Origin of the sequence: Nonomuraea indica, assembly GCF_002850745.1 — a bacterium.
GTDB lineage: Bacteria > Actinomycetota > Actinomycetes > Streptosporangiales > Streptosporangiaceae > Nonomuraea > Nonomuraea indica.
On the sequence record NZ_KZ559476.1, the window covers coordinates 168701 to 195452 of the forward strand.

Consider the following 26752-nt stretch of genomic DNA (forward strand, 5'->3'; position numbering starts at 1 on the left):
GACGGAGGAGGCGTGAGACCCGTGGAACCGGTGCCGGACTGGGGGACGCTCCCCCGCATGCTGCGCGACCAGGCCGCACGGCATCCCGACGCGGTCGTGATCGACGACGGCGGCGCCCGCACGACCCTGCGGGACCTGCTGGCCGCCGCGACGCGGGAGGCGGCGGGGCTGCTCGCGCTCGGCGTCGCCCCGGGCGACCGGGTGGCGATCTGGGGCGTGAACGACCCGTCGTGGGTGGTCCACGCCTTCGGCGTCTGGCTCGCCGGCGGGGTCGTGGTGCCGCTGTCGTCCCGGTGCAAGGGGCTGGAGGCGGCCGGCACGCTGGACCGGACCGGCGCGGACGTGCTGCTCACCGGGGAGGGTCCGCCGGGCGTCGTCCTGGCCGACCTGCTGCCGCCGCTGCCGGGCCTGCGCCACGTGGTCGTCCCCGACGGGGTGGCCGCCGGGGTCCCGCGCCTGCCCGTCTCGCGCCTGCCCGTCCCGTGTCCGCCCGTCCCGGGGTCGCCGGCGGCCGGGACGCCGGCGCGGGCGGTGGAGGAACGGGCGCTCGCCGTACGGCCGGACGACCTGTGCGAGATCATGTCCACCTCGGGCACCACCGGCACGCCCAAGGGCGTCATGCTGGACCACGCCCAGGTGCTGCGCGGCTACTGGGACTGGGCCGAGATCGTCACCCTCGGCGAGAATGACCGGTATCCGGTGATCGCGCCGTTCAGCCACGGGTTCGGGCTGAACGCCGGGCTCGTCGCCTGCGTGCTGCGGCGGGCCACGATGCTGCCCGTCCGCGTCTTCTCCCCCGAGTCGCTCATGACCCTGGTCGGCTCGGGCGCGAGCGTGCTGGCGGGGCCGCCCACGCTGTTCCACCGGCTGCTGGAGGAGCTGGACCGCGGCGCGCCGGACGTCACGTCGCTGCGCGTGGCCATCTGCGGCGCCGCCGCCGTGCCGCCGTCGCTGATCACCAGGCTGGTCGAACGGGTGGGCCTGGAACGGGTGATCAACGCCTACGGCCTGATGGAGGGCACGGTCGTCTCCATGACCAGGGCCGGCGACCCCGTCGAGGTGGTGGCGGCCACGGCCGGCAGGCCGGTGCCCGGCATCGAGGTGCGGGTCGTGGACGACGACGGCAAGGACGTGCCGCCGGGGGAACGCGGCGAGATCCTCCAGCGCGGCTACGGCGTGATGCGCGGCTACTGGGGCGAACCCGGCAGGACGGCCGAGGTCGTCGACGAGGACGGCTGGCTGCACACGGGCGACGTCGGCGTCCTGGACGGGTCGGGCAACCTCGCCGTCGTGGACCGCAAGAAGGACCTGTACATCGTCAACGGCTTCAACGTCTCCCCCGCCGAGGTGGAGGCGCTGCTGCTGCGCGAGGGCTCGCTGGCGCAGGTCGCCGTGCTCGGCGTGCCCGACGCGGTCTCCGGCGAGGCCGGGTGGGCGTACGTGGTGCCGAAGGCGGGACAGAGCGTGGACGTTCCGCGGCTGCTGGCCTGGGCGAAGGACAACATGTCCGGATTCAAGGTGCCGAAGCGGGTCGTCGTGGTGGACACGTTGCCCGTGAACGCCAACGGCAAGATCGACAAAGTCGCCCTGCGCGCCGCCGCCACGGGGGAGACATAGGCTCGCGCGACAGGGAAGAATCACGGCGAGGCGGCAATCGCGAGGCCGGGAGGCGACGTGGGTCTGCGCGTGGCGGTGATCGGGTCGGGTCCTGCCGGGATCTACACGGCCGAGGCGCTGGTCAAGCAGTCGCCCGAGCCGGTCGAGGTGGACGTGCTCGAACGCCTGCCCACCCCGTACGGGCTGGTCAGATACGGTGTCGCGCCCGACCACACGTCCATCAAGTCCATCGCCAACTACCTGCGCCGGGTCCTGGAGCTGCCCCAGGTGCGCTTCCTCGGCGGCGTCACGCTCGGCGAGCACGTGTCGGCCGCCGAGCTGCTGGGCGCCTACGACGCCGTCGTCTACGCCACGGGCGCGATGGTGGACCGCAGGCTCGGCATCCCCGGCGAGGACCTGCCGGGCAGCGTGGCGGCGACCGACTTCGTCAACTGGTACTGCGGCCATCCCGACGTCGAGCCGTCGCGGTTCGCGCTCGACAGCCCGGAGGTGGCGGTCATCGGCGTCGGCAACGTGGCCGTGGACGTGGTGCGGATCCTGGCCAAGACGGCCGAGGAGCTGGCCGCCACCGACGTGCCGCACGACGTGCTCGAACGGCTCGGCCGCAGCCGGGTCGAGGTCGTCCACATGGTCGGCCGCCGGGGACCGCAGCACGCCAAGTTCACCCTGAAGGAGCTGCGGGAGCTGGGCGAGCTGGCCAACGCCGACGTCCGGGTGCGGCCCGAGGAGGCGGTCGTGCTCGGCGGCGACTATCCGCGGCAGGTGCGCGGCAACCTCGACGTGCTGCGGTCGTGGGCGCAGCGCGCCGCCGCCGGCCGTCCCCGCCGCCTGGACGTGCGCTTCTGGCTGCGCCCCGTGGAGATCCTCGGGACCGAGCGGGTGGAGGGGCTGCGTCTCGAACGCACCCGGCTGACCCCCGAGGGGCGGGTCGAGGGCACCGGCGAGTTCGAGACGCTGCCGGTCGGGATGGTGCTGCGGTCGGTCGGCTACCAGAGCGTTCCCCTGCCGGGCGTGCCGTTCTCCCAGGAGACGATGACGGTGCCGAACGAGGCGGGCCGGGTGCGTGAGCGCGAGTACGTCGCCGGTTGGCTCAAGCGCGGCCCCACCGGAGTGATCGGCACCAACAAGTCCGACGCGGCCGAGACCGTCCGCACGCTGCTGTCCGACCTGGCCGGCCGCGAGCCGGCCCGGCGCGCCGGCCTCGACGAGCTGCTGGCCCGGCGCGGGGTGCGCCCGGTGACGTACGAGGAGTGGCTGGCGATCGAGGCCGCCGAGGCGGAGCTGGCCAAGTCGCTGGGCCGGGGCGAACGGGTCAAGCTGACCGGCCTGGAGGCGATGCTGCGCGCCTGCCGGCCCGGCCCCTAGGGTGGCCCCATGCGTGTGACCGTGGGGGACGTCCCGCCCGCCGGGTTCCAGGAGACCTACCAGGCGCAGCTCGCGCGCTGGCCCGGCGGGGCGCCGTCCTGGCAGCCGGTGCACACCGTGTACGTGCCGGCCGACCGGTTCTCCGCCGCGACCGTCGCCGAGTGGGGCGGCGAGGCGCTGGCCCTGGCCGAGGCGCACCTGGCCGGCGACGGCGAGGTGGCGGAGGTGTTCGGCGTCGCGGAGGGGCTGGCCCCGGCCGTGCGGGACCGGGTGCTGCGCAAGCTCGCCCGCGAGCCCGTCGAGGACCTGCGGATCGACTTCGAGGACGGCTACGGCGTGCGGCCCGCCGCGGAGGAGGACGGGCACGTGGAGGCGGCCGCCGAGGCGGTGGCCGCGATGCGGGCCGCGGGGACGCTGCCGCGGCGGTGGGGGCCGCGGGTCAAGTCGTTCGCCGACGGCGACGCGGGCCGGTCGGTGCGGACGCTCGACGGGTTCGTCACGGAGGTGGTGGCGCGGGCCGGCGAGCTGCCGCCCGGGTTCGTGGTGACGTTCCCCAAGGTCTTGATGGCCGACTACCTGCGGCAGTTCGCGACGGTCCTGGAGCGGCTGGAGGCTCGGCTCGGGGTGGCGGGGCTGCGGTTCGAGATGCAGGTGGAGGCGCCCCAGACGCTGGGATTCCTGCGCGGCGACCTGGCGGAGTCACTCGGCGGGCGGCTGGCCGCCGCGCACTTCGGGGTGTTCGACTACACGGCGGCGATCGGGCTGCCGCCGCACGAGCAGCGGCTCGACCATCCGGCCTGCGACCACGCCCGGCACGTGATGCAGGTGGCGTTCGCGGGGACCGGGGTGGAGCTGTCCGACGGGTCGCTGGCCGCCGCACCCGCCTCGGGCTCGGCCGCCGACGTGCGCGCGCTGTGGCGGCGGCACTCGGCGCTGGTCGGCCGTTCGCTGCGGCACGGCTTCCACCAGGGGTGGGACATGCACCCCTCCCACCTGGTGAGCCGCTTCGCCACGGTCTACGCCTTCCACCTGGCCACCTACGACGGCTACCTCGACCGCGTGCGGGCCTGGGAGGAGCGGCGGGCGGCGGGGGGCGGCGTCATGGACGAGCCGGCCACGGTCCGGACCCTGGCGGCCGCGCTGCGGCGCGCCGACGCCGCCCTGGGCTGAGCCCCGCCCCCGGCGGTGGGTCCTCGAAGGTCAGTCGCGGTCGACGAGGGTGCGCCAGCGGCGGACGAGGCCCCAGTCGACCGGGTCCGACCAGTTCGTCCGTACGGCGGAGCCGACATGGAACGCCCGGACCCCGTAGTCGAGCAGCGCCGGCACGTGCTCCGGCCGGAGCCCGCCCCCCGCCAGCACGATCGACGCGTCACCGGCCTCCGCCCGGGTCTTGATCACGGGCAGGCCGTCGCCGACGCCGGTGGGCGCGCCGGCGGTGAGGACGGTGGCCAGGTTCGGCAACAGGCGCACGGCGCGCCAGGCCGCGTGCACGTCGGCCGCGTGGTCGACGGCGCGGTGGAACGTCCACGGCAGCGGTGAGACGGCGTGGATGAGCGCCTCGGTGGCGGCCAGGTCGACCGCGCCGGCGCCGTCGAGGAAGCCGAAGACGAACCCCGCCGCCCCGGCCTGCGCGAGCGCCTTGGCGTCGGCGGCCAGCCGGTCGAGGGTGGCCGCGTCGGCGGTGAACGAGGCGTCGTGGCGGAGCATCACCATCTGGGGCAGCGGGCACTCGGCGGCGATCGCCGCGACCGTTTCGGGGGTGGGGGTCAGGCCGTCGGCCGCCATGTCGGCGACCACCTCAAGGCGGTCGGCGCCGCCCTGTTCGGCGGCCACGGCGTCGCGCACGTTCAGCGCGATCACCTCAAGGAGGGATGCGGTCATGAAGAGAGGTTATAGGGTGCTCTGCCCGATTCCGATGCGATAGGCCCCGAAAGTCCGAGCAGGCTCGGGGCCCCCGCCGACTCGGTGAAGTGGCGGACCGAGCCGGTGGCCGGCGACCTGACCCTCGGCTCGATCTTCGATCCGGCCACGACGTCCTGATCCATCTCCGACCTGGGCTCCGACGGCCACCCGTACCTGTCACGGATGGAGAAGTTCTCCACCTGCCGCTTCTGCCGGCGCGATGTGCCGCGTCGGGCGCGGGTCCGGGCCGCGCGTCGCAGCATGGGCATGCAGACCCCCGGCGGGGGTGCCGGGCGGGAGCCCGGAGAACCGTCCGAGCCCTGAGGGGCGGCTGGGGCGTGCCGTCAGGCGCCGATGAGCTCGGGGACGGTGAGGTCGCGGAAGACGGTGACGAGGCTGTCGTCGGCGGGGCGCTGGAAGAGGGCTCCGGAGGCGCGGTGCGGCAGGTCGACGGTGCGCAGGTGCCGGAAACCGCGGCGGCGGTAGTAGGCCTGCAGGCCCGGGTTGTCCTTGGCGCAGTCGAGGCGGAGCCACGGGCGGCCGACGGCGTAGGCGGTGCCGCCCGCCCAGTCGAGCAGGGCGTCGCCCAGGCCGTGACCGGCCCAGGGCCGGGCGACGGCGAGCTTGTGGACGTACAGGGCGGCGCCGGGGGCGTCGCCGGCGGTCCAGAACTCGGCGTCCGCGTGGCCGTCGACGGCGATGGTGGCGACGGGCCGCCAGGTGGCGGCGTCCACGTCGGGGTCGAGATGGGCGAGCTCGTCGTCGAGCAGGTAGAGCACGCGCTCCTCGATGAGCGGCTGGATGCGCTCGGGGCCGAAGCCGCCCCGGGGCCACTGGCGGACCCCCCGGTGGTGCAGCCATTCGGCGGTGTCGGCGAGCAGGGCGAGGACGCCGGGGAGGTCGGCGGGCTCGGCGCGGCGGAGTGCGAGCGGGTGGAGGAGGGTGTCGAGGTGCATGATGTCGCCCTTTCGGTGCGGAAGGTGTCCGATTGATCACCCAGCGTGATCTCACGGCGGCGCGTCGACTCGGACGGGGGACTAAAGGCGATATATACGCATAAATCGGTATTTGGGGGAGTATGCACGACTCCCCCAGCCCTGCGAGGTCCGGATTACTCGCGGCGGGCCGCCGGCGGGATCACCCCCAACCGAGCTCGATCAGCGGCGGTCGAGCTCGTATCTGATCAAGTGCTTGTCCGCGGGGAGCACCGACACCGCGACACGCACCGGCATATCAGCCCTGTCGTAACCAACTCGGACATACACGACAACAGGCGTGCCGAGTTCCAATTGAAGCCGCTCAGCTTCCTCTTGGTTGGGCATTCGCGCCCAAATGTCATCAACTACGCGAACTTGTTCGTGCCCGAGCTCCTCCAGAACTCGGTTCGCGCCCCGCGCGATGTCCCCTGGCCTGGCGATTTCCGAGTTGGCCACCAGGTCGCGCGGAAAGTAGGAGTCGTTGGTGTTGTACGGCTGGCCGTCCACGAAGCGCAGCCGCCGCCGCACCACGGCGAGCTCTCCCTCGGACAGCTCCAGCCTGCTCGCGATCTCCTCGACGGGCGTGACGGTCAGCACCTCGATGAGCTGGCTCGGCTCCCGGCCCTCCTGGGCGACGGCGAAGGCGAACGCCTCGCGCACCTCTCCCGTCGGCTGCGGCTCCAGCTCGCGCTGCGGGTAGATGAGCAGCGGCCGCCGGTCCCTGACCACGGTGCCGCGGCGCGGGGTGCGCGTCACCAGCCCTTCGTTGACCAGCTCGCCCAGGGCCAGCCGGACGGTGTTGCGGCTCACGCCATGGTCCTCCATGAGCTGAGCCTCGGTCGGCAGCTGCGCTCCGGGGCCGAGCTCGCCGGAGTAGATGGCCTTCCGCAGTTCCGAAGCCACCTGCTGGTACAGCACCGACCTTGCCACTTTCACCCCTTTTGTTCCAACAATTTAGACGATCTGGTTCTAGCAGGCCACAACCCCTTGACCAAAGCGCCTCGGCCGCAGCATCATCCATTCGTTGGTACAAATCCATCGAAAGGCCGGAGGGGGTGAGAGCCGGTGTTGCCGGTCCACGCGGGTAGGCCATACCCGTCCTGGCAAGACCCACGCGGTGCAACACGTTTACTGCGTTACGCGTTGCAACGCCAGGGTTTCGGTCACACCAGCCAGAGCACCGGCGATATCGTGTCCGTGCCGTTCCTGCCGGCCGGGCACCAACGGCGACCGGAGTCTCCGCACTCCCCCACCGACTCCATGCGCGACCAAGCGGCTCAGGACTCCATCCCTCGCCGGAGTCCTGACGCCGCCGCACATGGGGCAGGAAGCGCGTCCTGGCGGGTCCCCCACGCCCGCCAGGACGCGTGTTCCTCTTGACCCACCCCGTCCGGGGCCTGCCCCCGGGCCGGCACCTCCGTCCGGACGGCGCCCCGGGCGCCTTCCCGTGCAGCGCATCGCCCGCCGTCGACCGGCGCGGGCGGCGCATCCCATGCCACCGCCGTACCCGGCCTGTACGCGCGGGCGGCATCGCGTTCACCGGACGACCGGCTCCCAGCCGACCAGCGTCGGCCCGTCCCGCACCGGCACGAAGACGCCCCTCACCCGCTCGCCGCCCACCGGCTCGCGGGCGGCGTGCCAGCTTCCGGGCAGCAGGCAGTCCGGCACCGCGTCCGGCCGGACCATGACCACCACGGACGGCACCGCGAAGCCCGGCGCGAACGCCCGCCGGTTGACGATCCAGCTCTCCACCGTCCCCGCCGGCTCGGCCGCCTCCCAGTGCCAGCCTTCCGTGCGGCACGCCGGGCAGAACGCCCGGGCGGGCAGGCGGGCCGTCCCGCAGGAGTCGCACCGCTGGACGGCGAACTCCTCGCGCCCGGTCCGCTCCCACCACGGGGCCGAGTCACGATCGGGGCGCCAGGCCCCGGCGGGCGGGTCGGACATGGCGGCTCAACCCCTTCTGAGGATCAGTGCCGAGGTGGCCGGGAGGACGTAGCCGGGCTGCGCCGTCGACAGGGCGACCTCGGCGCCCGGCACCTGCCGGTCGCCCGCGTCGCCGCGCAGTTGCGAGACGGCCTCGGCGATGTGGTTGACGCCGTGCACGTAGCCCTCGGACAGGAAGCCCCCGTGGGTGTTGACCGGCAGCGGCCCGCCCAGGGCGGTGGCGCCCGAGGCCACGTACGGGCCGCCCTCGCCCTTGGGGCAGAAGCCGTAGTCCTCCAGTTGCACGATGACCGAGTAGGTGAAGCAGTCGTAGAGCTGCGCCACGTCGACGTCCGCGGGGCCGAGACCGGCCTGGCCGTACAGGCGGGGGGCCAGGGCGGCGGCGGCCGTGACCGTCGGGTCGGACGGGCCGCCCGACAGGTGCGACTGCCCGCCGCCCCAGGCGGCGGCCGAGACGAGGACGGGCGGGCGGCGCAGGTCGCGGGCGCGCTCGGCGGAGGTGACGACGAGCGCGCACGCGCCGTCGGTCTCCAGGCAGCAGTCGAGCAGGCGGAACGGCTCGGCGATCCACCGGCCGGCGAGGTAGTCGTCCAGGGTGATGGGGGTGCGCATGAGGGCGCGGGGATTCTTGGCGGCGTTGGCCCGCTGGGTCACCGCGATCTGTCCGAAATGCTCGGCCCTTGTCCCATATTTCAGCATGTGTGCGCGGGCGTACATCGCGAACTGCTGAGGCGGCGCCACGTACCCGTACGGGGCCTGGTACTGCACCTCAGGACTCACTGGAAGGGCCCGGCCGGTGCCGCCCATCCGGAACTCCGACCGCGCGTTGATCGCCCGGTAGCACACGACCGTCTCCGCCACGCCGGCCGCGACCGCCAGGGCCGCCTGGGCGACGACGGCGTGCGAGACGCTGCCGCCGCCGAACTGGTCCAGGTGCCAGTGCGGGTCGTGGATGCCCAGGGCGGGGCCGACCAGGGAGGGGGCCGCCGAGTCGCCGACCCGGTGGGTGGCCAGGCCGTCCACGTCGTCCGGGGTGAGCCCGGCGTCGTCCAGGGCGGCCATGATCGCGCGGCAGGCCAGCGTCAGCGTGCTCACGCCGGAGTCCTTGCCGAACGGGGTGTAGCCCACGCCGGCGATCGCCGTACGGTCCCTGAATTCAAGCAAGCGCTTGACCACAAACGCCACGCTAGGCCCGAAAATCCCGGCATGTCAACGTGCCCGCGCCCGCGAAGCCCCGGTTTCGCTTGACAGTCCTCCGCTCACAGCCCTACCGTCCAAGCAAGCGCTTGGTAAGATAACGAGTACGGCGGAACCCGAGGAGGCCACGAGATGAGCACACACGCTGCCCGGCTGGTCACGCCGGACGGCTGTGCGGGCCGCCCGACGCCCCACCAGCGCAGAGCCCTCCACGGAGCCGCCATGCCCAACGGCCTACCCCCCGAGAGCGCGAACGGCCATCTCGACAGCCGGCGCTTCAGGCAGGTGCTCGGGAGGTTCGCCACCGGCGTGGTGGCGATCACCGCGCTCGACCCGGTGACCGGCGAGCCGTGCGGCCTCGCGGCGAACTCCTTCACCTCCGTCTCCCTGGACCCGCCGCTGGTGGCGTTCTGCGTGGCGCACACCAGCACCAGTTGGCCGCGGGTGCGCGGCGCCAAGGCGCTGACCGTGAACGTCCTGGCCGAGCACCAGCAGCCGGTCTGCGCGCAGCTGGCGACGCGGGGCGGCGACAAGTTCGCCGGGCTCGGCTGGACCGGCTCACCCGGCGGCAACCCGGTGCTGGACGGGGCGCTGGCCTGGATGGACTGCTCGGTCGAGGCCGAGCACCCGGCGGGCGACCACGTGATCGTCGTCGCCCGGGTGCTCCAGCTCGACACGCACGCCGACGGAGGCCCGCTGGTGTTCTTCCGGGGCGGCTACGGGGGCTTTCGTTGAGCTCGCGCGCGAGCCTGCGCGAACAGGCGCGGGCGTGGCTGGCGGAGAACCTGACGGGCGAGTTCGCCGGCGCGCGCGGCCTGGGCGGCCCTGGCCGCGAGCACGAGGGGCACGCGATCCGGCTGGCCTGGGAACGCCACCTCGGCAAGGCGGGCTGGACCTGCCTGGCCTGGCCCGAGCGGTACGGCGGCCGGGCCGCCTCCCTGGAGGACCAGGTGGCCTTCCACGAGGAGTACGCCCGGGCCGACGCCCCCGCCCGGGTGGGCCACATCGGCGAGGGGCTGGTCGGGCCGACGATCCTCGAGTTCGGCACCGACGACCAGCGGGCGCGGTTCCTGCCGCCGATCCGGCGTGGCGAGGAGCTGTGGTGCCAGGGCTACTCCGAGCCGGACGCCGGCTCCGACCTGGCGGCGGTGCGCACCCGGGCGCACCTGGAGGGCGGCCGGTGGGTGGTCACCGGGCAGAAGGTGTGGACGTCCCTGGCCCACCTGGCCGACTGGTGCTTCGTGCTGTGCCGGACCGAGCCGGGCTCGCGGCGGCACCGGGGCCTGTCCTACCTGCTGGTGCCGATGCGCCAGCCCGGGGTCGAGGTGCGGCCCATCGTGCAGCTGACCGGCACGTCGGAGTTCAACGAGGTGTTCTTCGACGGGGCCACCACCGACGCCGGCAACATCGTGGGCGAGCCGGGCGACGGCTGGCGGGTGGCGATGGCCACCCTCGGCCACGAGCGGGGCGCGTCCACGCTCGGCCAGCAGATCGGCTTCCGGCGCGAGTTGGACAAGGTGATCGAGACGGCCCGGCGCACCGGCGCGGCGGACGACCCGGTGCTGCGCGACCGGCTGGTGCGGGCATGGCTGGAGCTGGAGATCATGCGGCTGAACGCGCTGCGCGCGCTGCGGCCCGCCCCCGGGCCCGAGGCCTCGATCGGCAAGCTCTACTGGTCGGAGTGGCATCGCCGGCTCGGCGAGCTGGCGCAGGCCGTCCAGGGCAGGGCGGGTCTGGTCGCGCGTGACGGCGAGCTGGACGACCTGCAGCGCCTCTATCTCTTCAGCCGGGCGGACACGATCTACGCCGGGTCGAGCGAGATCCAGCGCAACATCATCGCCGAGCGCACGCTGGGGCTGCCCCGGCAGTGAGGGGGACCGCCATGGCACCGGACTGTCCGCGCGGGCACGGCCTGCTCGACGGCAGGGTGACGCTCGTGACGGCCGCCGCCGGCGCCGGCATCGGCTTCGCGACCGCCAGGCGCTGCGCCGAGGAGGGGGCCGTGGTCGTGCTGTCCGACCGGCACGAGCGCCGCCTGGCCGAGGCCGCCGGGACGCTGGCGGAGCTGACCGGGGTCGAGCCGCTCGCGGTGCCGTGCGACGTGACGTCGGAGGCACAGGTGGTGGCGCTGTTCGACGCGGTGGTGGCGGCGCACGGCAGGCTGGACGTGGTGGTCAACAACGCGGGGCTGGGCGGCACGGCCGAGCTGGCGGGCATGGCGGACGAGCAGTGGCACGCCGTCCTCGACGTGACGCTGAACGGCACCATGCGCTGCACCCGGGCCGCCGTGCGCCTGATGATCGGCCAGGGGTCGGGCGTCATCGTCAACAACGCCTCGGTGGTGGGCTGGCGGGCGCAGCGGGGGCAGGCGCACTACGCCGCGGCCAAGGCCGGGGTCATGGCGCTGACCAGGTGCGTCGCGATGGAGGTCGCCGAGCACGGCATCCGGGTGAACGCGGTGGCGCCGTCACTCGCCGTGCATCCGTTCCTGGCCAGGGTGACCAGCGAGGAGCTGCTGGCGGAGCTGGCGGCACGCGAGGCGTTCGGCCGGTCGGCGGAGCCGTGGGAGGTGGCCAACGTGATCGTGTTCCTGGCCAGCGACTACTCGTCGTACATGACCGGGGAGGTCGTCTCCGTCTCCGCCCAGCACCCCTGAGACACCCTATATCTTGTCTCACAAGATATAGTGGGGGCGTGAACATAACGGAGCCCATGTTCCTCGCGCTCACCGCACTGGTGGACGAGCCGCGGCATGGCTACGGGATCGTCCAGGAGGTCGACCGGCTCTCCGGCGGGCGGGTCCAGCTCAAGATCGGCTCTCTGTACGGCGTCCTCGACCGGCTCGCCGCGGACGGGCTGGTGGGGCTCGACCGCGAGGAGGTGCAGCAGGGTCGCCTGCGGCGCTACTACCGACTGACCGACGACGGCGCCCGGGCCCTCGCCGCCGAGGCGGCCCGGCTGGCCGCCAACGCCGAGGTCGCGACGGCCCGCCTGCGCGCCCGCGCGGACACCGGTCCGGAGACCGCCGCGCCGGAATCCGCCCCGCGCGAGCGCGGCCGGTCCTCGACCGGCCGGGCTCCCAGCACCCGGCCGGCCACTGCTCTGGCGGTGCTCGCCTGTACTGCCCTGACCGCTCTCGCCGCGCGTGCGGCGGCCGACGGAGGTGTCGCGTGACCGAACCCGACCCGGTGCTGCTGGAGCAGCGTTACCGTGCCGTCCTCCGGCTCCTGCCGGCCTCCTACCGGGCGGAGCGGGAGGATGAGATGGTGGCGGCGTTCATGGAGATGTCCGGGGAGGTGCCGGACGAGCGCGGTCCCCGCCCGCGCTGGGACGAGATCGCCAGCGTGGCCGCGCTCGCGGTGCGGGTGCGGCTCGGCGCCCCGGGCGCCGAGCCGCGATTGGTCGCCTGGGGCGAGGCCGTCCGGCTGGTCGCGCTGCTGGGCGTGGGCTTCCAGGCGTTGATCAGCCTCTACTCCCTGCTGTCGCTCGGCGCGGCCGCGCTGCTCGTCGAGCCTCCTAGTGCTCGCCACATCGCTACGACGATGGCGAACTGCGCCTGGATCGCCGCCTACCTGGCCGTCATGCGGGGGCACGTCCGGCGGGCGAAGGCGGCGGCGCTGGTGGGCTGCGGGTCGTCGCTGTACGTACTCGCCACCGGCCTGCCTGTGGAGTTCCTCGGGTGGTCGGAGGCGGCCGTCGCGCTGATCCTCGTGACGACGATGCTCGCCCTGCTGGCCGGGTTCCACCGCGGCGTGCAGCCGGCGCGCCGCCCGTGGGGCCGCGCCGTCGCGCCGCTGGCGGTCGCCGTCCTGCCTCTGACGCTCGAGGCCCCGCTGATCGCCCTGATGAACGCGATGCCGCCGGCGGACAGCGAGGGGCTCATGTGGGCGGCGTTCTGGCTCGGTCCCGAAGGGCTCGCGATCCTGGCCGTGCTGGTGGCCGGGGCCGTCGCCCTCACGCGGCGCCGGTCTCCCTCCGTGCTGCTGGCCCTGGCGACGGCCGGCATGCTGCTGGCGGCGTACCGGCTGCCGGTGGGCCTGCCGCTGGAGTTCAACCAGCCTCTGTGGGTGACCGGTGTCGTCCAGTGCGGGATGCTCGCGGTGATGGTGTCGCTGCTGCTCGTCACCGGGATACGAGCACTGCCCGCCGGGCGGCCGGCGTCGCTCTGACCTGCCGCCTGACACTTCGCCGGGATCGGCCCGAAAGGGTGGGCGGGAGGAGGCGCCGCGGCTTACCGTCCGGGTATGAGTCCACGCGCATCCTTCCTGCTCGACGTCCTCATGGCCGAGTTCGGCGAGTCCATGAGGCGTGAGCCGGCCGCCTTCCGGCGCAAGTTCCGCAAGATGGCCGCCTCCCCCTTCGCCTTCTACCGGGGCAGCGCGTGCCTGTTCTACGCCGACCTGGCCGGCGCGTACGCCGACGGCTCGTTCCTGGACGAGCAGACCCGCCGGGTCTGGATCCACGGCGACCTGCACGCCGAGAACTTCGGCACCTACATGAACGCCTCCGGCGTGCTGGTGTTCAACGTCAACGACTTCGACGAGGCGTACGTCGGGCCCTACACCTGGGACCTCAAGCGGTTCGCGGCGAGCGTGGCGCTGCTCGGTTACGCCAAGGCGCTGTCCGACGAGGTGATCGGGGCGCTCGTGGCCGGCTTCGCCACCGCCTACCTCGACGAGCTGGCCGCGATCGCCGACGGCGGCGACGACGCCGTCGGCGCGCTGACTCTCGACACCACCACCGGTGTCCTGCACCGGGTGCTGCAGACGGCGCGGCTGAACACCAGGGTCGCCCTGCTGGACGCCGAGACCGTGATCGACGACTACGAGCGGCGCTTCGCGATCACGGACGGGCGGGAGGCGGTCGGCCCGTCGGCGCGCGAGGCGGTGCTGGCGGCGTTCGACGACTACCTCACCACGCTGCCCGCCAGTACGGGCTCGGTGGCGCACGCCATCAAGGACGTGGCGCTGCGCAAGGGCGTCGGCATCGGCTCGGCCGGGCTGCCGTCGTACAACCTGCTGCTGGAGGGACGCTCGCAGGCGCTGGAGAACGACGTGATCCTCTACATGAAGCAGGCGCAGGTGCCCGCGGTGGCCCGGCACGTCACCGACGAGAAGGTGGCGGGGTACTTCCGCCACCAGGGGCACCGCACCGCCGAGTCGCAGCGGGCGCTGCAGGCCTACGCCGATCCGTGGCTGGGCCACACGACGCTGGACGGCGTCGGGCAGCTCGTGGCCGAGGTCTCGCCGTACTCGGCGGACCTCGACTGGGACGACGTGAACGAGCCGGACGAGCTGGCGTCGATCATGCGGGACCTGGGCCGGGCGGTGGCGCGGATGCACGCGGTGGCGGACGACGAGTCGAGCCACGACCTGGTGGACTTCTCCACCGAGGAGGCGATCGTGGCGGTCGTCGGGGGTGACCGGCCCGGGTTCGCGGCGATGCTGGTGGACTTCGCGCACCGGTACGGGGCGCAGGCGCGCGGCGACCATCAGACGTTCGTCGACCTGTTCCGCAACGGCCGCCTGCCCGGGGTGTGACCGGCTACAGCAGCTCGCGCAGGCCCCTGGCGAGGGCCGCCGGCGCGCCGGGGTCGTAGCGGAGGAACAGGTAGGGCTCGGTCAGCTCCACCTCGATCACCACGGGGCCGCCGTCGGGCAGCCGGACCAGGTCGATCCGCGCGTACAGGAGCGGCTCGGGGACGGCGGCGAGCACCTTCTCGGCCAGCTCGATCTGGTCCGGGTCGGGGGTGCGCGGCCGCGCCCTGACGTGGTCGGCGCCCGTCATGCCCGGGCTGAGCATGGGGGTGCGGCGGACGGCGTGGCTGAACCGGCGGTTGAAGTACAGCAGGGAGGTCTCGCCCTCCGACTCGACCATGTCGAGGTAGGGCTGGACCATGGGGGTGCGGCCGGAGTCCGCCAGCCAGGCCGCGTGGTCGCGGGCGCGGCCGGGGTCGGTGGTCCTGATGGTGTCGCGGGCGCCCGCCGAGACGGCGGGCTTGACGACGTACTCGTCCCAGGCGGGCAGGTCGTGTGCCGACCAGTGGGTGGGCACGATCGGCACGCCCAGCTCGCGCAGGTAGGTCTTGTCGGTGTTGCGCTCCAGCACACCCGCAGGATTGAGCAGTCTGGTGGTCGTCTCGACGTGGCGGGCCCAGGCGAGGAACTCATCGCGGCGGGCGAGGTAGTCCCAGACGGACCGGACGACGACGGCGTCGTAGGACTGCCAGCGGACCCCGGGGTCGTCCCACCGCTCGGCCCGCCCCGCGATGCCGGCCTCCCGCCAGGCGGCCAGGGCGGGCTCGCGCTCGTCGTCGTTCTGGTCGGGGTCGTCGAACGTCACATAGGCACAGGTGAACACGGTGCCGATGGTACGGGTGCGGCTCGCCCGGGCCGGCCGCGGGGGCTAGTCGACCTCGGAGACCAGGACGGCGCCGCCGCCGCGGGTGGCGGTCACGGTGTTGGCGTTGACGGAGGTGACGTTGGTCGCCGTGCCAGTGCCGGAGGAGCGGGCGAGGACGTCGCCGAAGACGTTGCCCGACTGGGCGGACTCGCGGACGGAGCTGGAGTTCTTCGTGGTGGTGTCGGCGAGCGCCGGGGCGGCGGGCAGGGCGAGGGTGATGGCGGCCAGGGACACGGCCGCGAGGCGAAGGGCGCTGATCATGGTGGGTCCTCTCAGTGGAAGATGTAGGTGACCACGGTGCCGCCGTGGGTGGCGGTCGTGGCCGTGCCGTTGACGTTGGTGACGTTGGCGGACCAGCCCCAGGCGCGGTGGGTGGCGGCGATGTCGCCGAAGACGTTGCCCGACTGGGCGGAGTCGGCGACGCGGCTCTGGTTGCCCGTCCAGGTGTCGGCCTGGGCGGGCACGGCGGGCAGGACGGCCCCGGCCGTGGCGGCCGCGATGACGCAGAGTTTTCTGATCACAGGTTTGAACACGCGGCCGATCCTATAACTCTGCGTTGATGTGTCGTGACAGATTGTTGCCGACGGATTGACGGTGCTCCGGGTCACTGACAGGGGATGTCAGCGACCCGGCCGTACCGTACGCCGCGTGATCTACGAGTTCAGGCGCTACACGCTGCGTCCCGGCCGGCGGGACGAGCTGATCGAGCTGTTCGAGCGGGAGTTCGTCGAGCCGCAGGAGGCGGCCGGCATGGGGGTCGTCGGCCAGTTCCGGGACATGGACGAGCCCGATGTCTTCTGCTGGATGCGGAAATTTCCTGACATGGAGGCTCGGCGGGTGGCGTTGACGGCCTTCTACGGCGGGCCCGTGTGGCGGGAGCACCGCGCCGCCGCCAACGCCACGATGATCGACTCTGACGACGTCCTGCTGCTCCGCCCGGCGTTCCCCGGCGATCCCCTCCCCGCGGCCCGACGGCCTCCCGTCGGTGCCACCGAGGCGCCCGAGGCCCGGTACGTGGCCCACGTCTGGCCCGTCGGAGCGGGGTTCGCCCGGTTCTTCGCCGACCGGGTGGCGCCCGCGCTGGCCTCGGCCGGGGTGCCGCCGGTGGCCTGCTTCGCGACCGAGGACGCCGAGAACACCTTTCCCGCCCTCCCCGTCCGCACCGACGAGAGGGTCTTCGTGTGGCTCGCCAGGCTCGGCGGCCCCGCGGAGTCCTGCCCGGCCGAGCCGCCCGGGGTGGGCGCGTGGCTGACGGCCGCGCCACGCCGCTTCCGCCTCTCCCCCACCCCTCGCTCGGCCCTGCGCTGACGGGGACGGGCGGCTGGGGCCTCAGGACTCGCTGACGTCGGCGACAGGCCAGGGGCGGGTTCGCTGGAGTGCTCTGCCGAGGACTGCGCGGATGTGATCCGGGTCGGCCTCGTCGTCGTTGAGAAGGATGGCCGCGCACAGGCCGTCGGACAGGGCGACGAAGGCTTCGATCGCATCGGGGTCGTCGGTCTGTGTCCGGGCGAGTTCGGCGACGTTGTCGCGCCAGCGTCGTGCGGCTGGTCGCAGGGCGGGCCGGCGAGCCGCCAGGGTCGACAGCTCGCGTTCGGCGAGGGCGCGCTCCCGGCCCGCGCCCGCGGATTCGGCGATGAGGTGGGCGAGACCGCCGACCGGGTCGTCATCGGACTCGATGAGTCGACGGATGCGGTGGGTGTACTCGTCCGTGACGCTGGTCAGGGCGGCGACCAGCAGGTCGTCCAAGGTCGCGAAGTAGTAGAGGGTCAGGCTCGTGGTGATCCCCGCCTCCTTGGCCACGGTGCGGTGGGTGACACCGCTGGCGCCGTCGCGGCGGACGATCGCGAGCGTCGCCTCGATGATCTGGGCGCGGCGGCGCTGACCGCGCGCTTTGCGCCCGTCGACAGTGTCGTGTTCAGTCGCCATCACCCTGCTCACTCTTCATCGCCGCTCCTGCGTGTCGAGGCTATCGGCTCCGCCTCGGGGACGTTGTGGCCGAGAGGGCGGAGATGCCGCAGCGTCGTGAAGCAGGCGAGCGCGGCGGCCGCCACGGCGAGGCCCGCCACCACGGCGGCTGTGTTGAGCCCGCTGGTGAACGCGGTTCGCGCGTGGTCGAGAGCCCGTACCGGAAGCCGGTCCGCGAGGAGCAGGGCTCCGGAGAGACTGTCGCCGTACGTCTCCGCCGCGGCCGGGGACAGCCCGGACGGAGCCTCGATCCCGCTTCGGTAGATCACCGTGGTGAGGCTTCCCAGGAGCGCAACCCCTGCCGCGATGCCGAGCTCCTGAACGGTCTCCGAGAGCGCGGCCGCCGACCCGGACCTCTCCGACGGTGCCGCCCCCACGACGATGTCGGTGCCGAGCGCGGCGATGACCCCGAGTCCCAGGTAGACGAAGGCGAATCCGGCGACCACGCTCACCGTGCTGCCGGCCCCCGCGAGGCCCAGCAGCGCGTATCCGGCCAACGACAGCACCAGGGTGCCCGACATGACGACCCCCGGTGATACCCGACCGGCCACAAGAGGGGCGCCGATGGCTCCGACGAGCATGGCCAGGGCCGGCGGACCCATCCACAGCCCGGCCGCCGTCGGCGAAAGACCCTCGACGAGCTGCAGGTACTGGGTGACCAGGAACATCACCCCGCCGAAGCCGACCAGGCCGACCAACAGGACGCCCAGAGCCGAGGAGAAGGCCCGGCTGGTGAAGAGCTTCATGTCCAGCAGCGGTTCGCTCAGGCGCAGCTGACGGCGGACGAATGCGACGGCGCTGCCGGCCCCGACGACGACAGCGAGCCACGCCTGGGCGTCGACGCCGTGGGCGGCCGCGTGCTTGATCGCGTAGATGATCGGCAGCATCGCCGCCAGGGACAACCCGACGCTCGGCAGGTCGAGGCGACCGGCACGGCTCCGATACTCCGGCAGCAGCGCCGGCGCGCCGGCCAGCACCAGCGCAGCGACCGGCACCGCGACGAGGAAGGCCGCGCCCCACCAGAACGCGGCGACCATCGCCCCGCCGACCACCGGGCCGGCGGCCATCCCCAGTGCGAACATCGTGGCCCACACGCCGATCGCCAACGCCCGTTGCCGGACATCGGTGAACATGTTGCTGATCAGCGACAGCGTGGAGGGCATGAGCGTCGCTCCGGCCACTCCGAGCAGCGCCCGCGCCACGATCAGCCACAGGGCGTCGGGAGCGAACGCCGCGAAGACCGAGGCCGCGCCGAACGCGGCCATGCCGATCATCAGCATCCGGCGCCGGCCGATCCGATCGCCCAGCGTGCCCATCGTGATCAGGAAGCCGGCGATGAGGAAGCCGTAGGCATCCATGATCCACAACGTCTCCGTCGCGGTCGGACGCAGGTCGGCGGACAGGCTCGGGACGACGAGGTAGAGCGCCGTCACGTCGAGCCCGAGCAGCATGGTCGGTAGAGCCAGCAGCGCGAGACCGCTCCACTCACGCCACCCGGCGCGCGCCGATCGTCCCATGTTCGTCACACCTCGCCATTGATAGTTGAACCAACGTACTATTTGTACCATAGTTCAACTATGTTCCGCCGGGAGCCCCGGTCAAGCGCGCGGCGTCCAGCCCGGCAGGCTCGGCGTCCCGGGCCGGGCCCACGCCGGGCTCCGCTTCCGCAGGCCGGGCGTTCCCCTCCCGCGCGGGTCAGGGGTCCTGCGCCGGATGGCCGGCCAGCCGGCTCCAGGCCGGCACCTCGCCGCCGCCGTGCACGTGCACCTCGGCCCCCGTGACGTAACCGGGGGCGGCCAGCCAGAGGCAGGCGGTGGCCACGTCGGCCGGGGTGGCCATGCGACCGGCGGGGATGGCGGCGGCCACGGCGGCCTGGTCGGGGCCGTAGTGGGAGGCGGCGTTCTCGGTGGCCGCCAGGCCGACCACGACCGTGTTGACCCGCACCTCGGGGGCCCACTCCGCCGCCAGGCAGCGGGCCAGGTGGTGCAGTCCCGCCTTGGCCGCGCCGTAGGCGGAGGTGCCCGGCGACGGCCGGGTCCCGCTGGCGCTGCCGATCATCACGATCGCCCCGCCCGCCTCCCTGAGCAGCGGATACGCCTGCCGCGCCACGAGGAGCGGCGCGACGAGGTTGAGCTCGACGACCCGGGCGTGCAGCCGGGGCGAGGTGTCCGCCAGCGGCGCGTACGGCGACCCGCCGGCGTTGTTGACGAGCACGTCGAGCCGGTCCAGCCCCCGGACGAGCCGCTCCACGTCCTCGGGGTCCCGCACGTCGGCCTGGACGAAACGGATGCCCGGCGCGAGACCGGGCGACTCGGAGCCCCCCGGCGCAGAACCGGCCCGCGCCGAGCCGGGGGCCGGAGAACCGGACGGCGGGGACTCGGGTGGCGGGGACCCGGACAGCGGGGAGCCGGACGCTGGGGTGCCGGGTGGCGGGGACCCGGGTGGCGGGGAGCCGGACGCTCCCGAGCCGGACGCCGGGGAGCCGGACGCTGGGGAGCCGGGGGGCGGGATGCGGGCGCAGACGACGACCTGGGCCCCGGCGGCGGCGAAGGCGGCGGCGATGCCGGCGCCGATCCCCTTGGTCCCGCCGGTCACGAGGACGGTCCGGCCCGCGTAGTCGTAAGTCACGGTCACGGGTGCTACCGTACCAAGCAAGCGTTAGGTATACACCTGGGGAGCGGGATGGGGATCACGCTGCGAGCCGGTCCGATCGCCGAGGTCGTCATGGACGTCCCGCCGGTCAACGCCCTCACCGTCCGGCACTGGCACGACCTCGCGGGCGCCGTGCGCGAGGCCGGGGAGGACCCGGCGACCCGGGTGGTCGTCCTGCGGGCCGAAGGACGCGGGTTCAACGCGGGCGTGGACATCAAGGAGATGCAGGCGAGCGAGGGCCACCGGGCGCTGGTCGGCGCCAACCGCGGCTGCTACGCCGCCTTCGCCGCCGTCTACGACTGCGCGGTGCCGGTGATCGCCGCGGTGCACGGCTTCTGCCTGGGCGGCGGTGTCGGGCTGGCGGGCAACGCCGACATCGTGGTGGCCTCCGACGACGCCTACTTCGGCCTGCCGGAGGTGGACCGCGGGGCGCTCGGCGCGGCCACGCACCTGGCCAGGCTGGTCCCCCAGCACCTGATGCGCGCCATGGTCTACACCTGCCGGACCGTGACGGCCGGCGAGCTGCGCGCGTTCGGCTCGGTGCTGGAGGTCGCGCCGCGCGACAAGCTGCGCGAGCTGGCCCTGGAGGTGGCGGGCGGGATCGCCGCCAAGGACCCGTACGTCATCCGCCGCGCCAAGGAGTCGCTCAACGGCATCGACCCGGTGGACGTCAAGCGCGCCTACCGGTTCGAGCAGGGCTTCACCTTCGAGCTGAACCTGATGGGCGCCGGCGACGCGCACCGCGACCGCTTCGTGGAGGGCACGTGAGCAAGGTGATGACCGCCGAGGAGGTGGCGGGCCGGATCCGGAGCGGGATGACCGTGGGCATCGGCGGCTGGGGCTCGCGCCGCAAGCCGATGGCGCTGGTGCGCGCCCTGCTGCGCACGCCGGTCAGGGACCTGACGATCGTCTCGTACGGCGGGCCGGACGTGGGCATGCTGTGCGCGGCCGGCAGGGTGCGCCGGGTGGTGGCCCCCTTCGTGACGCTCGACTCGATCCCGCTGGAGCCGCACTTCAGGAGGGCGCGGCAGAGCGGCGCGGTGGAGTTCACCGAGTACGACGAGGGGATGTTCATGTTCGGGCTGCTGGCGGCGGCGCACCGGCTGCCCTTCCTGCCGACGCGGGCGGGGCTCGGCTCGGACGTCCTGCGGATCGACCCGCGGCTGCGGACCGTGCGCTCGCCGTACGAGGACGGGGAGGAGCTGGTGGCGGTGCCGGCGCTGGCCATGGACGTGGCCCTGGTGCATCTCAACCGGGCCGACCGGCGGGGCAACGCCCAGTACCTGGGGCCGGACCCGTACTTCGACGACCTGTACGCCAAGGCGGCGACGCACGCGTACGTGTCGTGCGAGCGGCTGGTGGACACCGCCGACCTGCTGAAGGAGGGCCCGGTGCAGTCGTTGCTGATCAGCCGGTCGATGGTGGCCGGCGTGGTGGAGGCGCCGGGCGGCGCGGGGTTCACCGCGTGCGAGCCCGACTACGGCCGGGACGAGCAGGCGCAGCGGCGCTACGCGGAGACGCCGTGGGAGGAGTTCGACCGCGGCGCCGACGGCGGGGCCGACGGCGGCGCTGACGGGCAGGCCTCATGAGCAGGGCTGACGTGTGCGTGGTGGCGTGCGCGGAGGCGTTCAGGGGCGACGGGGAGATCCTCGCGGCCGGCATCGGCGGGGCGGTCACCGTCCTCGGGGCGCGGCTGGCCCGGCTCACGTTCGAGCCGGACCTGCTGACGCACGACGGCGGCTGCCTGCTGACGGGCGACGTGCCGCCGCTGGACGGGGCGCCCGAGGTGGTCGAGGGATGGCTGCCGTTCCGCGAGCACCTGTGGCTGGTGCTGAACGGGCGGCGGCACGTGATGCTCGGCGCGAGCCAGATCGACCGGTTCGGCAACACGAACATCTCCTGCATCGGCGATTGGGCACGGCCCAGGGCCCAACTGCTGGGCGTGCGCGGGGCGCCGGGGAACACGCGGTGCGACCCGACGAGCTACTGGATCCCCCGGCACTCCCCCCGGGTGTTCGTGCCGCGGGTGGACATGGTCAGCGGGCTGGGCACCGACCGGGGGGCGTACGAGCTGCGGCGGGTCGTGACGGACCTGGCGGTGCTGGACTTCGGCGGGCCGGACGCGACGATGCGGCTGGTGTCGGTCCATCCGGGGGTGAGCGTGGCGGACGTGGTGGCGGCCACCGGCTTCGAGCTGGACGTGCCGGCCGACGTGCCGCGCACCCGGCTGCCCACGCAGGAGGAGCTCCGCCTGCTGGACGAGGTGCTGGACCCGCGCGGCCTGCGCGGGCGCGAGGTGCCGGAGCGGGCGGCGTGAGGACCGCACTGACCGAGCTGGTGGGCTGCCGGCATCCGATCGTGCAGACCGGGATGGGGTACGTCGCGGGCGCCCGGCTGGCGGCGGCCACGTCCGCGGCGGGCGGGCTCGGCGTCATCGCGGCGGCCACCCTGTCGGTCGCGGAGATGACCGCCGCGATCAGGAGCGTGCGGGAGCGGACGGACGCGCCGTTCGGGGTGAACATCCGCGCCGACGCCGCCGACGCCGCCGAACGCGTCGAGGTGCTGATCCGGGAGGGGGTGCGGGTCGCGTCGTTCGCGCTGGCGCCGCGGCGCGAGCTGATCGCCCGGCTGGCGGACGCCGGGGTGGTGACGATCCCGTCGGTGGGCGCGCGCCGGCACGCCGAGAAGGTGGCCGCCTGGGGCGCCGACGCGGTGATCGTGCAGGGCGGGGAGGGCGGCGGGCACACCGGCCCCGTGGCGACCACGTTGCTGCTGCCGCAGGTGGTGGACGCGGTGGACATCCCGGTGGTCGCCGCGGGCGGCTTCTTCGACGGGCGCGGGCTGGTGGCGGCGCTGGCGTACGGGGCGTGCGGCGTCGCGATGGGCACCAGGTTCCTGCTGACGAGCGACTCGCCGGTGCCGGACGCGGTGAAGCGGGTGTACCTGGAGGCGCGGGACACGGTCGTCACCACCAGGGTGGACGGGGTGCCGCACCGGGTGCTGCGCACGCCGTTCGTGGAGTCGCTGGAACGCTCGCGGCTGCTGCGCGCGGTCGTCAACGGCGCCCGGTTCAGGAAGCTGTCCGGCCTGTCGTGGGGCGAGCTGGTCCGGGAGGGCCGCCGGATGCGGCGCCGTCGCGAGCTGACCTGGGCGCAGGTGCTGCAGGCGGCCAACACGCCGGTGCTGCTGCGGGCGGCCATGGTCGAGGGCCGGACCGACCTCGGGGTGATGGCCGCCGGTCAGGTGGTCGGCGTGCTCGACGACCTGCCGTCGTGCCGGGAGCTGATCGACCGGATCATGGCCGAGGCCGAGGCCGTGCTGGGCTCGCTGGGGTCGGTCAGAGGACGCTGATGCCGCGGGCGGCCAGGATGGCGGCGGCCTGGACGGGGTTGATCGTCGCGCCGGCGAAGGCGCGCAGCGTGGCGTCGTCGGGCTCGCCGAGGTCGGCGCCGCGCAGGTCGGCCCCGGCGAACACGGTTTTGATCAGCTTGGCGCCGCGCAGCCGGCAGCCGCTGAACGTCGCCCCGGTGAAGTCGCAGCCCGACAGGTCGCGTCGTCGAAGCGGACGCCCTCGATGACCTCGCCGCGCAGCGAGCAGCCGCCGAGATCGGCCAGGGTGAGGTTGCAACCGGAGACGGTGAAGCCGGTGCCGCGCGACGCGGTCAGCGACGCGCCGATCATGCGGCAGCCGGTGAACGTGGCGTCGGTGAGCAGCGCGCCACCGAACCGCGCGGAGGACAGGTCGACGCCGGTGAACGTGGCGTCGACCAGGTCGGCGTCGTCGAACCTGATCCGCATCCCGCCGCCGCCCTCGAACACGGCCCCGTCGAGGTCGGCCTCGCGCAGGTCGGCGCCGTCGAGCACGCACGACTCGAACCGCGCCCCGCCGAGGTCGGCGCCGCCGAGGCCCGCCTCGGTGAGGTCGCACTCGCGGAAGACGTGGGTCTCGCCCGGCTCCAGCCGGTCGGCCAGCAGGGTGTGGGACAGGTCCTCGCCGGTGAGATGCACGGTGGCCGAGCCTATCCCGTGGCCGCGCGGCCGGCGATCACTTCGGCGGCGGCCCGGCCGCACACCTCGGCCGAGCCGTACGTGGCGATGTGCACCGCGCCCAGGTCGGAGCGCTCGGGCAGGCCCATCTCCACGACCACCGCGCCGGGGCGGGCGCTGAGCAGGTGGCGCGCCGCCTGATCCTGCCAGGGGTGGCGGTGCACGTCACGGACCACGATCACGAGGGGGCGGCCGTGGCCGGCGCGGACGAGCCGCTCGAGCGCCGGGCCGGTGGCCTCGGCCGCCGTCAGCCTCGTCACGGTCGTGCCGGGCAGCAGCGCGGCGAGCGGCGCGGCGACGCCCCACGGGGTGCCCCTGTCGATGGCGAGGTTCATCTCGGGTGCCAGCTCCACCACGTGGGGGGCGGCGGTGACGGGCAGCACGGGGCCGGCGGACCTGCGGGTGACGCGGACGGCCCGCCGCGCCGCCGCGAGCCCGACGGGAGCGTCGCGGCGGGTGGTGGTGCCGCCCGAGGAGCCGGTCCGGACGGCCAGCTCGCGGACCCGTCGAGCGGCGTCGGCCAGGCGCTCCTCGGGCAGCACGCCTTCGGCGACGGCGGCGGCGATCGCGTCGCGGACCTCGGCGGCCGTCGCCTCGTCGGAGCGCTCGCCGCCGAGACAGACCGCGTCGGCTCCGGCGGCGACGGCGCGGGCGGCCGCGCCGCCGATGCCGTACGCGGCGGAGACCGCGGCCATCTCGATGGCGTCGGTCACGATCACGCCGTCGAACCCCAGCTCCTCGCGCAGCAGCCCGGTGAGCAGCTTGGGGCTGAGCGTGGCGGGCAGGCCGGGGTCGTACGTGGGCACCAGGAGGTGGCCCGTCATGACGGTCAGCACGCCTTCGGCGATCGCCTCCCGGAAGGGGCGCAGGGCCGCCTCGACGCCGGCGAGGGACACCACCGGCACCCCGTGGTGGGAGTCGACCGAGGTGCCGCCGTGGCCGGGGAAGTGCTTGACGCAGGCCGCCACGCCCGCCGACTGCAGGCCGCGGACGAACGCCCGCACGTGCCGGGACACCAGGTCCGGGGCGGCGCCGAAGGCGCGCAGGCCGATGACCGGGTTGTCGGGGTTGGAGTTGACGTCGGCGGACGGCGCGAAGTTCAGGGTGATCCCGGCCGCGGCGAGCTCCCGGCCGAGGTCGCGGGCGAGCTCCTCGGTGAGCGTGACGTCGTCCACGACGCCGAGCGCGTACGAGCCGGGCCGGCTGCTGCCGGTGGCGGCCTCCAGCCGGGTCACCTCGCCGGACTCCTCGTCGGTGGCCACGAGGGCGGCCGGGTTCTCGGCGCGCAGGGCGGCCGTCAGGCGGGCGACCTGGGCGGGATCGGCGATGTTGCGGGAGAACAGCACCACCCCGGCGAGGCCGTGGCCGAGCCGGCGCCGGATCCAGTCGGGCGGGGTCAGGCCCGCGAATCCCGGCAACAGGACGGCGTCGGCCAGGCGAAGCAGGTCACCGCTGAGGCGCATGACCAGCAATCTAATAGGAAAGTTTCCTATTTGCTAGAGCGATTTTCTGACGTCACGGACTCACAGGCGCTCCAGGATGGTGACGTTGGCCTGGCCGCCGCCCTCGCACATCGTCTGCAGGCCGTACCGGCCGCCGGTGCGCTCCAGCTCGTGCAGCAGCTTGACGGCGAGGACGGCGCCGGTCGCGCCGAGCGGGTGGCCGAGGGCGATGGCGCCGCCGTTGGGGTTGACGCGGGCGGGGTCGGCGCCGGTCTCCCTGAGCCAGGCGAGCACGACCGGGGCGAACGCCTCGTTGATCTCCACGGTGTCGATGTCGCCGATGGTCATCCCGGTCCTGCGCAGGGCGTACGCGGTGGCGGGGATGGGGGCCGACAGCATCTCGACGGGGTCGCCGCCGCGTGCCGACAGGTGGTGCACGCGGGCACGCGGGGTCAGCCCGTGCTCGCGGACGGCGCGCGGCGAGGCGACGAGCAGCGCGGCGGCGCCGTCGGAGATCTGGGAGGCCAGCGCGGCGGTGAGCCTGCCGCCGTCCACCAGCGTCCCGAGCGCGGCCATCCGCTCCGGGCCGGTGTCGCGGCGCGGCCCCTCGTCGGCGGCGACGCCCTCGTACGGGGTGATCTCGCGGGCGAAGCGGCCGGTGTCGATCGCGGCGACGGCCCGGCGGTGGGACTCGCAGGCGTAGGCCTCCATCTCCGCCCGCGACAGCTCCCAGCGGGCGGCGATCTGCTCGGCGCCGGCGAACTGCGAGATCTCCCGCGTGCCGTAGCGCGCGCTCCAGCCCTTGGATCCGGCGAACGGCGTGTCGTGGCCGAGCGGGCGGCCGGCGAGCATGGCCGACGAGATGGGCACCATGCTCATGTTCTGCACGCCGCCCGCCACGACGAGATCGGCGGTGCCGGACAGCACGGCCTGGGCGGCGAAGTGCAGCGCCTGCTGCGACGAGCCGCACTGGCGGTCGACCGTGACGCCGGGCACCTCCTCCGGCAGGCCGGCCGCGAGCCAGCAGGTGCGGGCGATGTCGCCGGCCTGCGGCCCGATGGTGTCGACGCAGCCGAAGATCACGTCCTCCACGGCCGCGGGGTCGGCCCCGGTGCGCGCCATCAGCTCCCGCAGCGCGTGGGCGCCGAGGTCGGCCGGGTGGGCATGGGACAGGCCGCCGTTCTTCCGCCCGACCGGGGTGCGGACGGCGCCGACGATGTACGCCTCGTTCATTCCCGCATC

29 protein-coding genes are annotated in these 26752 nt (G+C 73.9%); 14 read left to right on the forward strand and 15 right to left on the reverse strand.

Annotated features, from left to right (window positions below; all coding sequences use genetic code 11):
* Window positions 1-12: 12 nt before the first annotated feature.
* From CXR44_RS26420 to CXR44_RS26430, 3 genes are read left to right on the forward strand one after another with little or no spacing between them, the layout of a single operon-like run.
* Entirely contained in the window at window positions 13-1617 is a 1605-nt protein-coding gene (locus CXR44_RS26420; RefSeq protein WP_342748601.1) for an AMP-binding protein, read from the forward strand.
* Window positions 1618-1674: 57 nt separating this feature from the next.
* Window positions 1675-2982, forward strand: a complete 1308-nt coding sequence (locus tag CXR44_RS26425) for an FAD-dependent oxidoreductase (protein ID WP_245899417.1) — start codon at window positions 1675-1677, stop codon at window positions 2980-2982.
* Between the two features lie 9 nt (window positions 2983-2991).
* On the forward strand, window positions 2992-4152 hold the full coding sequence (locus CXR44_RS26430; RefSeq protein WP_101788818.1) for a DUF6986 family protein: 1161 nt from the start codon (window positions 2992-2994) through the stop codon (window positions 4150-4152).
* Between the two features lie 30 nt (window positions 4153-4182).
* Here the strand turns inward: CXR44_RS26430 and CXR44_RS26435 are convergent, their stop codons facing one another.
* The 5 genes from CXR44_RS26435 to CXR44_RS26455 all read right to left on the reverse strand — a co-directional run bounded on the left by CXR44_RS26435 (window position 4183) and on the right by CXR44_RS26455 (window position 8969).
* Window positions 4183-4863: a copper homeostasis protein CutC gene (locus CXR44_RS26435; protein WP_101788819.1), complete on the reverse strand. Its 681-nt coding sequence runs from the start codon at window positions 4861-4863 to the stop codon at window positions 4183-4185.
* A gap of 365 nt (window positions 4864-5228) precedes the next feature.
* Window positions 5229-5840 (reverse strand): GNAT family N-acetyltransferase, encoded by a 612-nt coding sequence (locus CXR44_RS26440; protein WP_101788820.1) that lies wholly within the window; start codon window positions 5838-5840, stop codon window positions 5229-5231.
* A gap of 201 nt (window positions 5841-6041) precedes the next feature.
* Window positions 6042-6791: a GntR family transcriptional regulator gene (locus CXR44_RS26445; protein ID WP_180903708.1), complete on the reverse strand. Its 750-nt coding sequence runs from the start codon at window positions 6789-6791 to the stop codon at window positions 6042-6044.
* A gap of 606 nt (window positions 6792-7397) precedes the next feature.
* Window positions 7398-7805: a Zn-ribbon domain-containing OB-fold protein gene (locus tag CXR44_RS26450; RefSeq protein WP_101788822.1), complete on the reverse strand. Its 408-nt coding sequence runs from the start codon at window positions 7803-7805 to the stop codon at window positions 7398-7400.
* A gap of 6 nt (window positions 7806-7811) precedes the next feature.
* The gene (locus tag CXR44_RS26455; protein WP_101788932.1) at window positions 7812-8969 is read right to left on the reverse strand and encodes a thiolase C-terminal domain-containing protein; all 1158 of its coding nucleotides are present in this window, start codon (window positions 8967-8969) and stop codon (window positions 7812-7814) included.
* A gap of 165 nt (window positions 8970-9134) precedes the next feature.
* Here CXR44_RS26455 and CXR44_RS26460 point away from each other — a divergent pair, with 165 nt between their 5' ends.
* From CXR44_RS26460 to CXR44_RS26485, 6 genes are all read left to right on the forward strand, one after another.
* On the forward strand, window positions 9135-9737 hold the full coding sequence (locus CXR44_RS26460; RefSeq protein WP_425437453.1) for a flavin reductase family protein: 603 nt from the start codon (window positions 9135-9137) through the stop codon (window positions 9735-9737).
* The gene (locus CXR44_RS26465) at window positions 9734-10873 is read left to right on the forward strand and encodes an acyl-CoA dehydrogenase family protein (protein ID WP_101788824.1); all 1140 of its coding nucleotides are present in this window, start codon (window positions 9734-9736) and stop codon (window positions 10871-10873) included. Before CXR44_RS26460 ends, CXR44_RS26465 begins: the two co-directional genes overlap by 4 nt.
* Window positions 10874-10884: 11 nt before the next feature.
* Window positions 10885-11658, forward strand: coding sequence for an SDR family oxidoreductase (locus tag CXR44_RS26470; protein ID WP_101788825.1), 774 nt, complete (start codon window positions 10885-10887; stop codon window positions 11656-11658).
* A gap of 38 nt (window positions 11659-11696) precedes the next feature.
* On the forward strand, window positions 11697-12176 hold the full coding sequence (locus CXR44_RS41160) for a PadR family transcriptional regulator (RefSeq protein ID WP_245899418.1): 480 nt from the start codon (window positions 11697-11699) through the stop codon (window positions 12174-12176).
* A complete protein-coding gene (locus tag CXR44_RS26480; RefSeq protein WP_101788826.1) occupies window positions 12173-13171 on the forward strand; it encodes a hypothetical protein in 999 nt (332 codons plus the stop codon). Before CXR44_RS41160 ends, CXR44_RS26480 begins: the two co-directional genes overlap by 4 nt.
* 75 nt (window positions 13172-13246) lie before the next feature.
* Window positions 13247-14542: a DUF2252 domain-containing protein gene (locus CXR44_RS26485; RefSeq protein WP_101788827.1), complete on the forward strand. Its 1296-nt coding sequence runs from the start codon at window positions 13247-13249 to the stop codon at window positions 14540-14542.
* A 4-nt stretch (window positions 14543-14546) separates the two neighbouring features.
* On the opposite strand, the gene CXR44_RS26490 is transcribed toward CXR44_RS26485, so the two are convergent.
* From CXR44_RS26490 to CXR44_RS26500, 3 genes are read right to left on the reverse strand one after another with little or no spacing between them, the layout of a single operon-like run.
* Window positions 14547-15362, reverse strand: a complete 816-nt coding sequence (locus CXR44_RS26490) for an ATP-grasp domain-containing protein (protein ID WP_101788828.1) — start codon at window positions 15360-15362, stop codon at window positions 14547-14549.
* Window positions 15363-15407: 45 nt separating this feature from the next.
* A complete protein-coding gene (locus CXR44_RS26495; protein ID WP_101788829.1) occupies window positions 15408-15665 on the reverse strand; it encodes a hypothetical protein in 258 nt (85 codons plus the stop codon).
* 11 nt (window positions 15666-15676) lie between these two features.
* Window positions 15677-15937, reverse strand: coding sequence for a hypothetical protein (locus CXR44_RS26500; RefSeq protein WP_101788830.1), 261 nt, complete (start codon window positions 15935-15937; stop codon window positions 15677-15679).
* A gap of 115 nt (window positions 15938-16052) precedes the next feature.
* On the opposite strand from CXR44_RS26500, the gene CXR44_RS26505 reads away from it, so the two are divergent.
* Complete coding sequence (locus tag CXR44_RS26505) at window positions 16053-16712, forward strand: NIPSNAP family protein (protein WP_219601997.1); 660 nt, start codon at window positions 16053-16055, stop codon at window positions 16710-16712.
* A 21-nt stretch (window positions 16713-16733) separates the two neighbouring features.
* Here the strand turns inward: CXR44_RS26505 and CXR44_RS26510 are convergent, their stop codons facing one another.
* The 3 genes from CXR44_RS26510 to CXR44_RS26520 form a co-directional block, all read right to left on the reverse strand.
* Window positions 16734-17330 (reverse strand): TetR/AcrR family transcriptional regulator, encoded by a 597-nt coding sequence (locus CXR44_RS26510; protein ID WP_101788935.1) that lies wholly within the window; start codon window positions 17328-17330, stop codon window positions 16734-16736.
* Window positions 17331-17338: 8 nt separating this feature from the next.
* A complete protein-coding gene (locus CXR44_RS26515; RefSeq protein ID WP_101788831.1) occupies window positions 17339-18886 on the reverse strand; it encodes an MFS transporter in 1548 nt (515 codons plus the stop codon).
* A 178-nt stretch (window positions 18887-19064) separates the two neighbouring features.
* Window positions 19065-20003: an SDR family oxidoreductase gene (locus CXR44_RS26520; protein ID WP_245899419.1), complete on the reverse strand. Its 939-nt coding sequence runs from the start codon at window positions 20001-20003 to the stop codon at window positions 19065-19067.
* 48 nt (window positions 20004-20051) lie between these two features.
* Between CXR44_RS26520 and CXR44_RS26530 the strand changes: the two genes are divergently transcribed.
* Genes CXR44_RS26530 through CXR44_RS26545 form a run of 4 tightly spaced genes read left to right on the forward strand, consistent with a single transcriptional unit; the run spans window position 20052 to window position 23372 of the window.
* Window positions 20052-20789, forward strand: coding sequence for an enoyl-CoA hydratase family protein (locus CXR44_RS26530; RefSeq protein ID WP_101788832.1), 738 nt, complete (start codon window positions 20052-20054; stop codon window positions 20787-20789).
* An 8-nt stretch (window positions 20790-20797) separates the two neighbouring features.
* Complete coding sequence (locus CXR44_RS26535) at window positions 20798-21610, forward strand: CoA transferase subunit A (protein ID WP_101788937.1); 813 nt, start codon at window positions 20798-20800, stop codon at window positions 21608-21610.
* Window positions 21607-22338 carry a CoA-transferase subunit beta gene (locus tag CXR44_RS26540; protein WP_101788833.1) on the forward strand — a complete coding sequence of 244 codons (732 nt, stop codon included), beginning with the start codon at window positions 21607-21609 and terminating at the stop codon, window positions 22336-22338. Before CXR44_RS26535 ends, CXR44_RS26540 begins: the two co-directional genes overlap by 4 nt.
* The gene (locus CXR44_RS26545; RefSeq protein WP_101788834.1) at window positions 22335-23372 is read left to right on the forward strand and encodes an NAD(P)H-dependent flavin oxidoreductase; all 1038 of its coding nucleotides are present in this window, start codon (window positions 22335-22337) and stop codon (window positions 23370-23372) included. Before CXR44_RS26540 ends, CXR44_RS26545 begins: the two co-directional genes overlap by 4 nt.
* Here the strand turns inward: CXR44_RS26545 and CXR44_RS42240 are convergent.
* The 4 genes from CXR44_RS42240 to CXR44_RS26565 are packed head-to-tail and all read right to left on the reverse strand — an operon-like array spanning window position 23359 to window position 26743.
* Complete coding sequence (locus CXR44_RS42240) at window positions 23359-23619, reverse strand: pentapeptide repeat-containing protein (protein ID WP_425437454.1); 261 nt, start codon at window positions 23617-23619, stop codon at window positions 23359-23361. The genes CXR44_RS26545 and CXR44_RS42240 overlap by 14 nt on opposite strands.
* Window positions 23505-24029, reverse strand: coding sequence for a pentapeptide repeat-containing protein (locus CXR44_RS26555; RefSeq protein ID WP_180903709.1), 525 nt, complete (start codon window positions 24027-24029; stop codon window positions 23505-23507). The genes CXR44_RS42240 and CXR44_RS26555 overlap by 115 nt, the downstream gene beginning before the upstream one ends.
* 11 nt (window positions 24030-24040) lie before the next feature.
* Window positions 24041-25531, reverse strand: a complete 1491-nt coding sequence (locus CXR44_RS26560; protein ID WP_101788939.1) for a glycoside hydrolase family 3 protein — start codon at window positions 25529-25531, stop codon at window positions 24041-24043.
* Window positions 25532-25591: 60 nt separating this feature from the next.
* Entirely contained in the window at window positions 25592-26743 is a 1152-nt protein-coding gene (locus CXR44_RS26565) for an acetyl-CoA C-acetyltransferase (RefSeq protein WP_101788836.1), read from the reverse strand.
* Between the last annotated feature and the right edge of the window lie 9 nt (window positions 26744-26752).

What these genes read in the sequence shown, in the direction of transcription:
- CXR44_RS26535 (WP_101788937.1), top strand. Translation starts at nt 20,798, where the DNA reads ATGACCGCCGAGGAGGTGGCGGGCCGGATCCGGAGCGGGATGACCGTG.
- CXR44_RS26495 (WP_101788829.1), bottom strand. Translation starts at nt 15,665, where the DNA reads ATGATCAGCGCCCTTCGCCTCGCGGCCGTGTCCCTGGCCGCCATCACC.
- CXR44_RS26430 (WP_101788818.1), top strand. Translation starts at nt 2,992, where the DNA reads ATGCGTGTGACCGTGGGGGACGTCCCGCCCGCCGGGTTCCAGGAGACC.
- CXR44_RS26440 (WP_101788820.1), bottom strand. Translation starts at nt 5,840, where the DNA reads ATGCACCTCGACACCCTCCTCCACCCGCTCGCACTCCGCCGCGCCGAG.
- CXR44_RS26435 (WP_101788819.1), bottom strand. Translation starts at nt 4,863, where the DNA reads ATGACCGCATCCCTCCTTGAGGTGATCGCGCTGAACGTGCGCGACGCC.
- CXR44_RS26470 (WP_101788825.1), top strand. Translation starts at nt 10,885, where the DNA reads ATGGCACCGGACTGTCCGCGCGGGCACGGCCTGCTCGACGGCAGGGTG.
- CXR44_RS26565 (WP_101788836.1), bottom strand. Translation starts at nt 26,743, where the DNA reads ATGAACGAGGCGTACATCGTCGGCGCCGTCCGCACCCCGGTCGGGCGG.
- CXR44_RS26560 (WP_101788939.1), bottom strand. Translation starts at nt 25,531, where the DNA reads ATGCGCCTCAGCGGTGACCTGCTTCGCCTGGCCGACGCCGTCCTGTTG.
- CXR44_RS26510 (WP_101788935.1), bottom strand. Translation starts at nt 17,330, where the DNA reads ATGGCGACTGAACACGACACTGTCGACGGGCGCAAAGCGCGCGGTCAG.
- CXR44_RS26485 (WP_101788827.1), top strand. Translation starts at nt 13,247, where the DNA reads ATGAGTCCACGCGCATCCTTCCTGCTCGACGTCCTCATGGCCGAGTTC.
- CXR44_RS26540 (WP_101788833.1), top strand. Translation starts at nt 21,607, where the DNA reads ATGAGCAGGGCTGACGTGTGCGTGGTGGCGTGCGCGGAGGCGTTCAGG.
- CXR44_RS26515 (WP_101788831.1), bottom strand. Translation starts at nt 18,886, where the DNA reads ATGGGACGATCGGCGCGCGCCGGGTGGCGTGAGTGGAGCGGTCTCGCG.
- CXR44_RS26450 (WP_101788822.1), bottom strand. Translation starts at nt 7,805, where the DNA reads ATGTCCGACCCGCCCGCCGGGGCCTGGCGCCCCGATCGTGACTCGGCC.
- CXR44_RS26460 (WP_425437453.1), top strand. Translation starts at nt 9,135, where the DNA reads ATGAGCACACACGCTGCCCGGCTGGTCACGCCGGACGGCTGTGCGGGC.
- CXR44_RS26530 (WP_101788832.1), top strand. Translation starts at nt 20,052, where the DNA reads ATGGGGATCACGCTGCGAGCCGGTCCGATCGCCGAGGTCGTCATGGAC.